We start from the raw sequence: 11,955 nt of genomic DNA, 5'->3' as shown, positions 1-11,955 counted from the left end.
CTTCAGCCCCTCCCCGCCAGTCCGTCGAGGTCGGCGCGGGTCATGCCGGTGAGGCGGGCGACTTCGGCGGTGTCGACGGCGCCGCAGTCCAGGCCGCGCAGCAGGTAGCCGCTGAGCGCCTTGGCGGTGGCGGGTTCGTCGGCGATGTCGCCGCCGGCCTTGGCGACGTACGCCGCGAGCCGGGCCGCGGCCTGCTCCAGGCCCTCGCGGTAGAAGGCGTAGACGGCGGCGTAGCGGGTGGGCAGGTGTCCGGGGTGCATGTCCCAGCCCTGGTAGTAGGCGCGGGCCAGTGACCTGCGGACGAGGCCGTGGTGCAGCTGCCAGGCGTCGTGCACCTGGGTGGTGGCGCCGACGGGCAGGACGTTGGTCGAGCCGTCGGAGAGGCGGACGCCGGTGCCTGCGGCGGCGACCTGTATGACGGCCTTGGCGTGATCGGCCACCGGGTGGTCAAGGGACTGGTGTGCGGCGCTGACCCCGCAGGAGGCGCTGTAGTCGAAGGTGCCGTAGTGGAGGGAGGTGGCGCGGCCTTCGGCGGCTTCGATCATGCGGGCGACGGTGGCCCGGCCGTCTGCGCCGAGGATCGACTGGGTGGTCTCGATCTGGATCTCGAAGCCGATCCGGCCGCTCTCCAGGCCGCGGGCCTTCTCGAACTCCTCCAGGAGCCGGACCATGGCGGTGACCTGTTCGGCGTAGGTCACCTTGGGGAGGGTGAGGACGAGCCCTTCGGGGAGGCCGCCGGCGTCCATGAGGCCGGTGAGGAAGATGTCGAGGGTGCGGATGCCACGGTCACGTACGGCGGCTTCCATGCACTTCATCCGGATACCCATGTAGGGGACGGCGGTGCCGTCGCGGTGGGCGGCGGCGACGAGAGCGGCGGCGCGGGCGGCGGCCTCGTCCTCCTCGGCGTCCGGGCGGGGGCCGTAGCCGTCCTCGAAGTCGATGCGCAGGTCCTCGATGGGTTCGCGCCGCAGTTTGGCGCGTACGCGGTCGTGCACCGGTACCGCGAGGTGTTCGGGGATGCCGAGGATGCCGGCGAGGGCTTCGGCGTCGGGGGCGTGTTCGTCGAGGGCGGCGAGGGCCTGATCGCCCCAGGAGCGCACGGTGTCCGCGGTGAAGGCGTCGCCGGGTACGTAGACCGTGTGGACGGGCTGGCGGGTGCCGGGGTCGCCCGGGTAGCGCCGCGCCAGGTCCGCGTCGACCTCGGCGAGGGAGGCTCCGATTCCCTCACGTACGGTGTGCGCAAGGCTCGTTGCCACGGTCTCCTGCTGCCCCATTCGACACCCTCCCGGTGTTTCCGCCCGATCATCGGGCATTTTCCGCTTCACGGAATCAACAATCCGTATAGCGAAGTTAACGGGGCCGGGTACCGAGGTCAACACCCTCGTGACGCACTCCCGCAGGTCATGGCCCCGGAAACCCCGTGGCGCACCGCGGCGCGTGCCGCCAGACTCTCCGTATGACGTGGACCGCACCATACATAGAGCGCCGCCCCATGCCGCAGGCAGCGGGGGAACGGGACATGCTGCAGGGCTGGCTGGACTTTCACCGTGACGCCCTGCTGGCCAACTGCGCGGGGCTCACCGCCGCACAGCTCGCCCGGCGCAGCGCGGAACCGTCCACGCTCACCCTGCTCGGCCTGGTGCGCCACCTGACGGACGTCGAACGCGCGTGGTTCCGGCAGCGCTTCGCCCGCGAGCGGATCCGCTCGCACTACATCACCGAGGAAAATCTGGACGCCGATTTCGACGACATCGATCCGGCGGACGCCGAGGCCGTCTTCGCGGCCTTCCGCGACGAGATCGCCGCCTGCGACGCGGCGGTGGCGGACCGCGGCCTGGACGAGGCGTTCTCGACGACGCGGGGCCACGACCTCAACCTGCGCTGGATCTACACCCACCTGATCGAGGAGTACGCCCGGCACAACGGCCATGCGGATCTGCTGCGGGAGCGGATCGACGGCGCGGCCGGCTCCTAGGACCATCCGGTCGGCCACGCCGCTCCCGGAATGCCCGCGCGCCCGAGACCGGCGTGAGCCGTGATCCCCAGCGGGCAGATTCCTCACATTCCTCAAAAGACAAGCCCCGGATGAATTGGCATCCGGGGCTTGATCCTGCGTATATTTAATCCTTCACGTCTTCGCAGAAAAGACATGAAAGCAAGTCTTCCAAGAGAAGCGTATCGCGTCAGGAGTGGAATTGTCAACCGAGGAAATACGACAGGAACAGCAATTCATCACCGGCCTCTACACCAGGCTCGATCAGCTCAGGGAGCAGGCCGAGGAGTCGGTGCGCGGCGCGCTCGTGCAGGTCGGGAGCGGTTTTCAGGCCAGGGTTGAGCGGGATGTGCAGGTGGCGGAGCAGTCCGGGCTGCTCCGTGCGATCCACGCGGGAGAGAATGGGCTCTGTTTCGGACGCCTCGACTTCCGGGACGGCCGGACTTACCACATCGGGCGCATCGGAATTCGGCAGGACGACCCGTCCCGTACGCCCATGGTGATCGACTGGCGGGCGGACATGGCGCGTCCTTTCTATCTGGCCACCGGGCATTCTCCGATGGGCCTGCGACGCAGGCGGCACCTCACCACCGAGGGGCGCACCGTCACCGCACTCCACGACGAGCTGATGGACCTCAGCGACCCGACCCGCACCGGCCACGAGGGCGCGGACGCCGACGAAGTCCTGCTGGCCACGCTGGACGCGGCTCGCACGGGGCGGATGCACGACATCGTCCGGACCATCCAGGCCGAGCAGGACCGCATCATCCGGGCGCCCCACCAGGGCGTGATGGTCGTCGAGGGCGGCCCCGGCACCGGGAAGACCGTCGTCGCGCTGCACCGGGCGGCGTATCTGCTGTACGAGCACCGGGAGCTGCTGGCCCGGCGCGCGGTGTTGATCGTCGGCCCGAATCCGGCCTTTCTGGGCTACATCGGCGACGTGCTGCCGTCCCTGGGCGAGACCGGGGTGCTGCTGGCCACCATCGGCGAGCTCTTCCCCGGTGTGCGCGCCACCGGCACCGACAGCCCGGCCGCCGCCGAGGTCAAGGGGCGCGCCGCGATGGCCGGCGTGCTGGCGAAGGCGCTGCGGGACCGGCAGACCGTGCCCGAGCGGGCGACGGAGATCGACCACGACGGCTACGGGACGCTCCAGCTGGACCGGGCGATGGCCGAGGACGCGCGCCTGCGGGCCCGCGAGTGCGGGCTGCCGCACAATCTGGCCAGGCCCGTCTTCGCGTTCCACGTCATTGACGCGCTCACCGCGCAGCTGGCGGAGCGGATCGGCGCCGACCCGTTCGGCGGGCCCAATCTGCTGGGGCCCGGCGACATCGCCCAGATGGGCAAGGAGATCGCGACGAGCCGGGAGGTGCACGCGGCCGTCGACGAGCTGTGGCCGCAGGTCACCCCGCAGGAGTTCGTCGCGGACTTCCTCGCGGATCCGGTCCATCTCGACGACGGGTCGGCCGGGCTGATCCGGCGGCAGGGCGGGGCGTGGTCCGAGGCCGACGTGCCGCTTCTCGACGAGGCCGCCGAGCTGCTGGGCGAGGACGACAGTGCGGCCCGCGCCGCGGCCGAGGCCGAGCGCCAGGAGCGGATCGCGTACGCGCAGGGCGTGTTGGAACTGTCCGCCGGCTCGGAGACGTATGAGTTCGAGGACGAGGAGTCCGAGGTCCTCGCTGCGCACGACGTCATCGACGCGGAGCGGATGGCCGATCGGCACGAGGAGGCGGACCGTCGCAGCGCGGCCGAGCGGGCGGCGGCCGACCGGACCTGGGCGTTCGGCCACATCGTCGTCGACGAGGCGCAGGAGCTGTCGGCGATGGCCTGGCGGCTGCTGATGCGGCGCATTCCGACGCGTTCCATGACGCTCGTCGGGGATCCGGCGCAGACCGCGGAGACGGCCGGGCTCGGTTCCTGGGAACGGATCTTGGAGCCGTATGTGGGTGACCGCTGGGAGCACGTGCGGCTGGGGGTCAACTACCGTACGCCCGCCGAGATCATGGAGGTGGCGGCCGGTTTCCTGCGGGCGCACGATCCGTCGTTCGTGCCGCCGGGTTCGGTGCGGTCGACGGGGGTGCGGCCCTGGGCGCTGCGGGTCGCTGCGGACGGCCTCGCCGTTGCCGTGGCGCGGGAGGCCGCGGCGGCGCGGGACGGGGGCCGGGTCGCGGTCGTCGCCCCGGCGGCGCTGCACGCGTCGCTCCTCGCGGAGCTGCCGGACGCCGGGCACGGGCCCGCGCCCGATCTCACCCGGGACGTGGTGCTGCTGGACGCGCGGCAGGCGAAGGGGCTGGAGTTCGACACGGTGCTGGTCGTGGAGCCGGCCGAGTACGGGGTGAGCGATCTGTACGTCGCGCTGACCCGCGCCACCCAGCGCCTCGGAGTGCTGCACACCGGCGAGCTGCCCGGGGCGCTCGGGGGGCTGGCGGACGCGGGGTAGGCGTCGTGATCGCCCGGCTCCCTCGCTGTCGGCCCATGCGCGCCCTTCTCTCAACGCCGAGGCCCCGCACGCCAGTTGGGTGCGGGGCCTCGGCACTGCGGACCGTGGCTCCGGGGAGCCGGGAGCGGTTCAGCCCTTGCGGGTCTTGACCTCGTCGGTGAGCGCGGGGACGACGTCGAACAGGTCGCCGACGACGCCGTAGTCGACCAGGTCGAAGATCGGGGCCTCGGCGTCCTTGTTGATGGCGACGATGGTCTTCGATGTCTGCATACCGGCGCGGTGCTGGATCGCGCCGGAGATGCCCGCCGCGATGTAGAGCTGCGGCGAGACGGACTTGCCGGTCTGGCCGACCTGGTTGGTGTGCGGGTACCAGCCGGCGTCCACGGCGGCGCGCGAGGCGCCGACGGCCGCGCCGAGGGAGTCGGCGAGGGCTTCGATGACCGGGAAGTTCTCGGCGCCGTTGACGCCGCGGCCGCCGGAGACCACGATCGCGGCCTCGGTCAGGTCCGGGCGGCCGGTCGACTCGCGCGGGGTGCGCGAGACGATCTTGGTGCCCTTGGAGGATTCGGCGATGGTGACCGCGAGCTGCTCGACCGTGCCGGCGGCAGGGGCGGCCTCCGGGGCGGCGGAGTTGGGCTTGACGGTGATGACCGGGGTGCCGGTGGTGATGCGCGACTTGGTGGTGAAGGACGCGGCGAAGACGGACTGCGTCGCCACCGGGCCCTCGTCGCCGGCCTCCAGGTCGACGGCGTCGGTGATGATGCCGGAGCCGATGCGGACCGCGAGACGGGCGGCGATCTCCTTGCCTTCGGCGGAGGAGGGCAGCAGCACGGCGGCGGGCGACACGGCCTCGTGTGCGGCCTGGAGCGCGTCGACCTTGGGGGCGACGAGGTATTCGGTGAACTCGGGGGCGTCTGCGGCCAGGACCTTCACGGCGCCGTGCTCGGCGAGCACCGGCGCGGCGGTGTCGGCGCCGGCTCCGAGGTGGACGGCCACCGGGTCGCCGATCCGGCGGGCGAGGGCGAGCAGTTCGAGGGTGGGCTTGCGGACGGCACCGTCCACGTGGTCGACGTAGACAAGAACTTCAGCCATGAGGTGACTCTCCTGCGGGAAGAAAGAAGGCGGTTGAGGGGCGGCCGGCCGGGGCGCACGGCGTGAACTCCCGGCCTGCGGGCATCAGATGAACTTCTGGCCCGCGAGGAACTCGGCGAGCTGCTTGCCGCCCTCTCCCTCGTCCTTGACGACCGTGCCCGCGGTACGGGCCGGACGCTCGGTCGCGTCGTCGACCTTGGTCCAAGCGCCCTCCAGGCCGACCTCGTCCGCCTCGATGTCGAGGTCGTCCAGGTCCAGCGACTCCACCGGCTTCTTCTTGGCGGCCATGATGCCCTTGAAGGAGGGGTAACGCGCCTCGCCCGACTGGTCGGTGACGGACGCGACGGCCGGCAGCACGGCCTCCAGCTGCTCGCTGGCGGTGTCGCCGTCACGGCGGCCGGTGACCTTGCCGTCGGCGACGGCGATCTCGGAGAGCTGGGTCACCTGGGGCACGTTCAGCCGCTCGGCAAGCAGCGCGGGCAGCACGCCCATCGTGCCGTCGGTGGAGGCCATGCCGCAGACGACCAGGTCGTAGCCGGTCTTCTCGATGGCCTTGGCGAGTACGAGCGAGGTGCCCAGGGCGTCGGTGCCGTGCAGGTCGTCGTCCTCGACGTGCACGCCCTTGTCGGCGCCCATCGACAGCGCCTTGCGCAGCGCGTCGTTGGCATCCTCGGGGCCGACGGTCAGGACCGTGACCTCGGCGTCGTCGTTCGCTTCCTTGATCTGCAGGGCCTGCTCGACGGCGTACTCGTCGAGTTCCGAGAGGAGGCCGTCCACGTCGTCGCGGTCGACGGTCAGGTCCTCGGCGAAGTGCCGGTCGCCGGTGGCGTCGGGCACGTACTTCACACAGACAACGATCCTCAAGCTCACGCCGGCTCTCCTACCTGCTTCGTCTCTTCAGAACTGCCTTGTGCTGGCAGCATAGGCGCCTGTTGGGGCGGCTCCGGGTCGGTTCGGGATCCCCGCGCCAACACCGATATTACTCACCAGTACATACAGTCTCGTCCCCGGAATCAAGGCCGTCGAACTGTGATCTGGCCAACGGCCCCGACCCGGTGCTGACGAAGCGTTACGGGAACCCGTCAGTCGCGCAGCGCGTTGAAGCGTCCCTGGTGGTACAGCAGCGGCCTGCCGGGCCCCGCCGGGTCGCCGACGACCGGCTGGGCGAGCACGATCCGGTGGTCGCCGGCCGGTACCCGGGCGACGACCTTGCACACCAGCCAGGACAGCACGCCGCCCAGGAGGGGCACGCCCTCGGGACCACTGCGCCAGGAGGTGGCCGGGCCGAAGCGGTCGGCGCCGCTGCGGGCGAAGGTGGCGGCCAGTTCCTGCTGGTGCTCGCCGAGTATGTGCACGCCGACGTGCTCGGCGTCGGCGAGCGTCGGCCAGCTGGAGGCGGCGGTGCCGACGCCGAACGAGAGCAGCGGCGGATCGGCGGCCACCGAGGTGAGCGAGGTGGCGGTGAAGCCGACGGGGCGGGCCCCCTGCGCGGTGATCACCGCGACCCCCGCGGCGTGCTGCCGGAAGACGGCGCGCAGGAGGTCGGGGGTGGCGGTGCGGGGCGTGCCGAGGTCGGGCGATGCCGTCATGGAATTGTCCTTCTGCAGTGGTGTACGAGCCGTGGCAGCGCCGCCGGCGGTCGTTCCGGTACCGGCAGCGGAGGTGTCGTCGCCGCTCACGCGCGCGGACAGCGCGCGCTGGCGGTCCGCAGAAGGTCGACGTGCACGCGTCCGTACAAAAGGGTTCCTGGCCGCATGGCGTCAGGCTGACGATTCACAAGGCGTAGCGTCAAGTGGCGCCCGGTATCTGGGAGATCAATCACGGACCGCCTCGCCGAGTGCAGCGATGACGTCGGCCTTGCGCGGCAGGCCCGCCGCGCGGCGCACGATCCGGCCCGCCGCATCCAGCACCAGGACGGTCGGCGTGCGCTCGATGCCCAGCCTGCGGACGAGGCCGAGATGGGCCTCGGCGTCGATCTCGACATGGGTGACGCCCCCGATCATCGCGGCGACCTCGGTGAGGGTGCGGCGGGTGGCGCGGCAGGGCTGACAGAAGGCGCTGGAGAACTGGACGAGGGTGGCCCGCTCCCCCGGTTGTGTGCCGATGTCCGCGGCGCCGAGCCGCTGTCCGTCGTCGGGTCCGCGCACCGATCAGCCTTCCGTCGCGGTGGTGGGGCACGCGGGCGCCGGGCGCCCACCACGTCCAGTCGTCGTGGGGTGCAGCGTGCGGCGGGGCGTAAAGATTCCCGGATCCTTCGCGTTCCGGCGGGCCGTGTACCTTCAGGAGGGGAATGACGCGCGGTGAGCGACCCTCACGTGACGAGAATCTCCCGTCCTTGGCGGCCCGCGCGGTAGCCGCCAGGGCCCTGATCGGGCACGATCACCCGAAAGCCGCACACTTACGGCTGCGTAGGTTTCCGCCGGGAGAACCCTCCCCGGGTACAGAAATGGGGTCCTCCGACATGGCAGAGCTCGTCTATCCGCCGGTGATCGGTGCCGCTCGCACCATCTTCAAGTCCATGGACCTGAAGTTCGACATCGTCGGCGCGGACAACATTCCGCGGCGCGGCGGTGCGGTGCTGGTGAGCAATCACATCGGCTATCTGGACTTCGTCTTCGCCGGCCTCGCGGCGCGGCCGGCCAAGCGCCTGGTGCGGTTCATGGCCAAGGAGTCGGTGTTCCGGCACAAGGTGTCGGGGCCGTTGATGCGCGCCATGAAGCACATCCCGGTGGACCGCTCGCAGGGCGTGCACGCGTACCGGCACGCGCTGACGGCGCTGCGCTCGGGCGAGGTGATCGGCGTCTTCCCGGAGGCGACGATCTCCGAATCGTTCACGCTGAAGAACTTCAAGTCGGGGGCCGCGCGGCTGGCGCAGGAGGCCGGGGTGCCGCTGCTGCCGATGGCCCTGTGGGGCACCCAGCGGCTGTGGACAAAGGGCCACAAGCGCGATCTGGGCCGGCACCACTTCCCCATCACGATCCGGGTCGGCGAGCCGCTGGAGGCCGATCCTGCCGAGCAGGCGGAGAAGATCACCGACCGGCTGCGGGCACGGGTGCAGGATCTGCTGGAGGCCGCCCAGCGCGCCTATCCGGTGCGGCCCAAGGGCCCCGACGACACCTGGTGGATCCCGGCACACCTGGGCGGCTCCGCCCCCGCCGCGCCCGGAGGCGCCGCGTAACGGCAGGTCAGCCGGGCTGGACGTCGCCGATCTCGATGCGGGCACCGGGGCAGCTCTTCTCCAGGCTCTCGGCGAGTTCGGCGCCCGCGGCCCGCAGGTCGTCGTGGGACATCGGCGCCATGCCCTCCAGGAGGAACAGGGCGCTGACGGATTCCTCGGTCAGCCGGGTGCGTACGCCCTGCCGCCAGTTCCAGCGGCGGCAGGTGACGCCGTCGTCGTCGCACCAGACGACCTCGCCGGGCTCGGGGTGCTCGACGGTCTCCACGCCGCCGGCCGCGGTGGCGAACGGCTCGTCGCCGGTGGCCCGCACCAGCCGCATGCCGCCCTGGATGCGGTCCAGATCCTCGCCGCCCACGGGGACGAGGTGGGCGACGCTGATGGCGTTGTAGAGGTCGACGAGGCGGTTGATGCGCGGCAGTTGGCCGTCGGCGAGCGCCCGGCGGGCCAGTGCCTCGGCGGAGTTGCGGGTGCGCGAGGGCTTGGTGCCGAAGGCGGAGTACGCGGCGCGCCAGGCCGCGATGTGCGGGTCGTCCTGGACGGCGCCGCCTGCCAGCCGCGCGGTGAGCCGCCCGGCCGCCTCGTCCAGCAGGCCGGAAGTCGTCGCGTCGCTGGGCCCGTTGGTCAGCCCGTGTGCCTCGATCGCGAGGTGCGCGAAGCCCGGCGCGAGGGCGCGTACGTCGTCGGAGACGTGCAGGGTGCGAGTCATGGGGTGTGGTGCCTCAGAGTTCGGTGGGGAGCGTCTGCCAGAGGTGCGGCCGGTCGACGGCCTGCCTCAGGCATTGGAGCACGGCCGGGTGCGGTTCAGCAAACAGCACTGGTGAGTCCATTTCATTGCACTCGGGTCGGACCGGCCAGGCGAGCTGTTCGCGGTCGAGGCGGAACCGCGCGTCGACGCCGGGCCTGTTGCCCCGCGGATCCTGGCGAGCCCAGGTCCGCGCCCCCGGGAGCTTGAGGGCGATCAACCCGTGCAGGGTGTCGAGCTTCTGGTAGCACAGCGCCGCCGGGATACCTTCGGCACGCAGCAGGGCGGCCAGCGCGTGCGACTTGGCGAAGCAGATGCCGGTGCGCAGCGCGAGGACGTCGGACGCGCGCCAGGTGACGCGCGGATCGCCCGCGTCCTGCGAGTGCGGGACCGTGTCACGGACGAACTCGAAGGCCGCCTTGGCGTATGTGTATGCGTCGGCGGCGTGGGCGCGCAGGGCGGCGGCGGTGGCGCGGACGCGGGGATGGCCGTGGTCGATGGCTTCACTGGTGGCCAAGTAGGCCGACAGGTCAGGGGTGTTCTGGATCAGCTCCATGCGCCGCGAGCGTAACGAGGCGCCCGACCGGGGTCAATGGATTTCCGGTCGGGCGCATAGTCATTCAGTGGTCATTCGGCTAGGGGCGTCTCAGCGGGCGATCTCTTCTCGGAGTGCGGTGAGGAAGCCGTCGACGTCCTCCTCCGCGGTGTCGAACGCGCACATCCAGCGGACATCGCCGGCCGCCTCGTCCCAGAAGTAGAAGCGGTAGCGCTTCTGGAGCCGTTCGCTGACGTCGTGCGGCAGCCGCGCGAAGACCGCGTTCGACTGGACGGGGTAGAGGATCTCCACGCCGTCGATCGCGCGTACGCCGGCCGCCAGGCGCTGCGCCATGGTGTTGGCGTGCCGGGCGTTGCGCAGCCACAGGTCCTTGGCGAGCAGCGCCTCCAACTGCACGGACACGAAACGCATCTTGGAGGCCAGCTGCATGGACAGCTTGCGCAGATGCTTCATCGCGCGCACCGCGTCGGGGTTGAGGACGACGACGGCCTCGCCGAAGACGGCGCCGTTCTTCGTGCCGCCGAGGGAGAGGATGTCCACCCCCGCGGCGTTGGTGAACGTCCGCATCGGGACGTCCAGGGAAGCCGCGGCATTGGCTATCCGCGAGCCGTCGAGATGCACCACCATCCCGCGCTCATGGGCGTGTTCGCAGATCGCCCGGACCTCGTCGGGCGTGTAGAGGGTGCCCAGTTCGGTGCTCTGGGTGATCGAGACGACCTGCGGCATGGCCCGGTGCTCGTCGTCCCAGCCGTACGCCTCGCGGTCGATCAGTTCGGGGGTGAGCTTGCCGTCGTCGGTCGGCACGGTGAGCAGCTTGAGGCCGCCGACCCGCTCGGGGGCGCCGCATTCGTCGACGTTGATGTGTGCCGTCTGGGCGGCGATCACCGCGCCCCAGCGGTCGGTGACCGACTGGAGCGCGACGACGTTGGCGCCGGTGCCGTTGAAGACCGGGAACGCCTCGGCGCGCTGCCCGAAGTGGCTGCGGATGATCCGCTGGAGGTGGGCGGTGTAGTCGTCCTCGCCGTACGCGATCTGGTGGCCGCCGTTGGCGAGGGCGAGCGCCGTCAGAACCTCGGGGTGGGCACCCGCGTAGTTGTCGCTGGCGAAGCCGCGTACCTGGGGGTCGTGGTGCTGCCTGGCATCGGTTTTGTCGGTGCTCACGGCTCGGGGGTCAGCCACAGACGCTTTCCATTCACTTCCCGTGCGGGCCGGCTCCAGACCCCGGCGATGGCTTCGGCCAGCTCCGTGACGTCCGTGAAGCCCGCGAACTTGGCGTTCGGTCGCTCGGCGCGCATCTGGTCGTTGACGAGCGCCTTGACGACCAGGATCGCAGCCGCGGCGCGCGGCCCCTCCTCGCCCCCCGACTTGTGGAACGCGTCGGCGAGCGCCAGCGTCCACGCCTCGGCCGCCGCCTTCGCGGCCGCGTAGGCGGCGTTGCCCGCCGTGGGCTTGCCGGCGCCGGCCGCGCTGGTCAGCAGGTAGCGGCCGTTGCCGCTGCGTTCGAGGCCCTCGTGGAAGGCAAGGGAGGTGTGCTGGACCGTTCGGATGAGGAGGTTGTGCAGCAGGTCCCAGTCCCCGAGGTCGGCCCCCGCGAAGCTCTTCGCGCCGCGCCAGCCGCCCACCAGGTGCACCAGGCCGTCGATCCGGCCGAATTCCTTCTCGGTGCGGTCAGCCCATTCGCGGGTCTGATCGAGATCGAGGAGGTCGACGGTGTCGCCGATGACCTTGGCGCCGCCGTGCGCGTAGCGGGCCGCGTCGACCGCTTCGGCCAGCCGCGCGGCGTCCGCGTCGGCTCCGACGACGGTGGCGCCGGCATCGGCCAGCCGCAGCAGGGTGGCCCGTCCGGCGGGGCCCGCCGCGCCCGCCACCGCGATGACGGCGCCTTCCAGTGGCCCCTGGCCGCCCGTCGAAGTAGTCATCTCCGTCGCCTCCTCATTCTCCTGGACGGCCTTCCGTC

General features: G+C 71.3%; 13 protein-coding genes. 3 read left to right on the top strand and 10 right to left on the bottom strand.

Annotated features, from left to right (window positions below; all coding sequences use genetic code 11):
- Nucleotides 1-2 precede the first annotated feature (2 nt).
- The gene (locus tag LIU39_RS17650; RefSeq protein WP_227047699.1) at nt 3-1,274 is read right to left on the bottom strand and encodes a DUF6986 family protein; all 1,272 of its coding nucleotides are present in this window, start codon (nt 1,272-1,274) and stop codon (nt 3-5) included.
- Nucleotides 1,275-1,456: 182 nt separating this feature from the next.
- Between LIU39_RS17650 and LIU39_RS17645 the strand changes: the two genes are divergently transcribed.
- Both LIU39_RS17645 and LIU39_RS17640 read left to right on the top strand, forming a co-directional pair.
- Complete coding sequence (locus LIU39_RS17645) at nt 1,457-1,975, top strand: DinB family protein (protein WP_227047698.1); 519 nt, start codon at nt 1,457-1,459, stop codon at nt 1,973-1,975.
- Nucleotides 1,976-2,195: 220 nt separating this feature from the next.
- Entirely contained in the window at nt 2,196-4,430 is a 2,235-nt protein-coding gene (locus LIU39_RS17640; RefSeq protein WP_227047697.1) for a HelD family protein, read from the top strand.
- A gap of 129 nt (nt 4,431-4,559) precedes the next feature.
- Here LIU39_RS17640 and LIU39_RS17635 read toward each other — a convergent pair whose 3' ends face one another.
- From LIU39_RS17635 to LIU39_RS17620, 5 genes are all read right to left on the bottom strand, one after another.
- Nucleotides 4,560-5,522, bottom strand: a complete 963-nt coding sequence (locus LIU39_RS17635) for an electron transfer flavoprotein subunit alpha/FixB family protein (RefSeq protein ID WP_227047696.1) — start codon at nt 5,520-5,522, stop codon at nt 4,560-4,562.
- 84 nt (nt 5,523-5,606) lie between these two features.
- On the bottom strand, nt 5,607-6,392 hold the full coding sequence (locus LIU39_RS17630; RefSeq protein ID WP_227047695.1) for an electron transfer flavoprotein subunit beta/FixA family protein: 786 nt from the start codon (nt 6,390-6,392) through the stop codon (nt 5,607-5,609).
- A 212-nt stretch (nt 6,393-6,604) separates the two neighbouring features.
- Nucleotides 6,605-7,111, bottom strand: a complete 507-nt coding sequence (locus LIU39_RS17625) for a flavin reductase family protein (RefSeq protein ID WP_227047694.1) — start codon at nt 7,109-7,111, stop codon at nt 6,605-6,607.
- Between the two features lie 86 nt (nt 7,112-7,197).
- A complete protein-coding gene (locus tag LIU39_RS35610; protein ID WP_372463949.1) occupies nt 7,198-7,278 on the bottom strand; it encodes a putative leader peptide in 81 nt (26 codons plus the stop codon).
- 58 nt (nt 7,279-7,336) lie between these two features.
- Nucleotides 7,337-7,669 carry a thioredoxin family protein gene (locus LIU39_RS17620; protein WP_227047693.1) on the bottom strand — a complete coding sequence of 111 codons (333 nt, stop codon included), beginning with the start codon at nt 7,667-7,669 and terminating at the stop codon, nt 7,337-7,339.
- A 314-nt stretch (nt 7,670-7,983) separates the two neighbouring features.
- Between LIU39_RS17620 and LIU39_RS17615 the strand changes: the two genes are divergently transcribed.
- On the top strand, nt 7,984-8,700 hold the full coding sequence (locus tag LIU39_RS17615) for a lysophospholipid acyltransferase family protein (RefSeq protein WP_227047692.1): 717 nt from the start codon (nt 7,984-7,986) through the stop codon (nt 8,698-8,700).
- A gap of 7 nt (nt 8,701-8,707) precedes the next feature.
- On the opposite strand, the gene LIU39_RS17610 is transcribed toward LIU39_RS17615, so the two are convergent.
- The 4 genes from LIU39_RS17610 to LIU39_RS17595 form a co-directional block, all read right to left on the bottom strand.
- Complete coding sequence (locus LIU39_RS17610; protein ID WP_227047691.1) at nt 8,708-9,406, bottom strand: B3/B4 domain-containing protein; 699 nt, start codon at nt 9,404-9,406, stop codon at nt 8,708-8,710.
- Nucleotides 9,407-9,419: 13 nt separating this feature from the next.
- Nucleotides 9,420-9,998, bottom strand: coding sequence for a transglutaminase-like domain-containing protein (locus LIU39_RS17605; protein WP_227047690.1), 579 nt, complete (start codon nt 9,996-9,998; stop codon nt 9,420-9,422).
- Nucleotides 9,999-10,088: 90 nt separating this feature from the next.
- Entirely contained in the window at nt 10,089-11,159 is a 1,071-nt protein-coding gene (locus LIU39_RS17600) for a threonine aldolase family protein (RefSeq protein WP_372463947.1), read from the bottom strand.
- Entirely contained in the window at nt 11,156-11,917 is a 762-nt protein-coding gene (locus tag LIU39_RS17595; RefSeq protein ID WP_227047688.1) for an SDR family NAD(P)-dependent oxidoreductase, read from the bottom strand. The genes LIU39_RS17600 and LIU39_RS17595 overlap by 4 nt, the downstream gene beginning before the upstream one ends.
- Nucleotides 11,918-11,955: the final 38 nt, after the last annotated feature.

This window comes from Streptomyces pinistramenti, assembly GCF_020564935.1.
Taxonomy (GTDB): Bacteria; Actinomycetota; Actinomycetes; order Streptomycetales; family Streptomycetaceae; genus Streptomyces; species Streptomyces pinistramenti.
Note: the sequence above shows the minus strand (reverse complement) of the source record. Positions and strands in the feature narration are given on the sequence as shown.

Excerpts from the sequence above, each read along its gene's own strand:
- LIU39_RS17615 (WP_227047692.1), top strand. The coding sequence starts at position 7,984 with ATGGCAGAGCTCGTCTATCCGCCGGTGATCGGTGCCGCTCGCACCATC.
- LIU39_RS17605 (WP_227047690.1), bottom strand. The coding sequence starts at position 9,998 with ATGGAGCTGATCCAGAACACCCCTGACCTGTCGGCCTACTTGGCCACC.
- LIU39_RS17595 (WP_227047688.1), bottom strand. The coding sequence starts at position 11,917 with ATGACTACTTCGACGGGCGGCCAGGGGCCACTGGAAGGCGCCGTCATC.
- LIU39_RS17610 (WP_227047691.1), bottom strand. The coding sequence starts at position 9,406 with ATGACTCGCACCCTGCACGTCTCCGACGACGTACGCGCCCTCGCGCCG.
- LIU39_RS35610 (WP_372463949.1), bottom strand. The coding sequence starts at position 7,278 with ATGCGGCCAGGAACCCTTTTGTACGGACGCGTGCACGTCGACCTTCTG.
- LIU39_RS17635 (WP_227047696.1), bottom strand. The coding sequence starts at position 5,522 with ATGGCTGAAGTTCTTGTCTACGTCGACCACGTGGACGGTGCCGTCCGC.
- LIU39_RS17650 (WP_227047699.1), bottom strand. The coding sequence starts at position 1,274 with ATGGGGCAGCAGGAGACCGTGGCAACGAGCCTTGCGCACACCGTACGT.
- LIU39_RS17645 (WP_227047698.1), top strand. The coding sequence starts at position 1,457 with ATGACGTGGACCGCACCATACATAGAGCGCCGCCCCATGCCGCAGGCA.
- LIU39_RS17625 (WP_227047694.1), bottom strand. The coding sequence starts at position 7,111 with ATGACGGCATCGCCCGACCTCGGCACGCCCCGCACCGCCACCCCCGAC.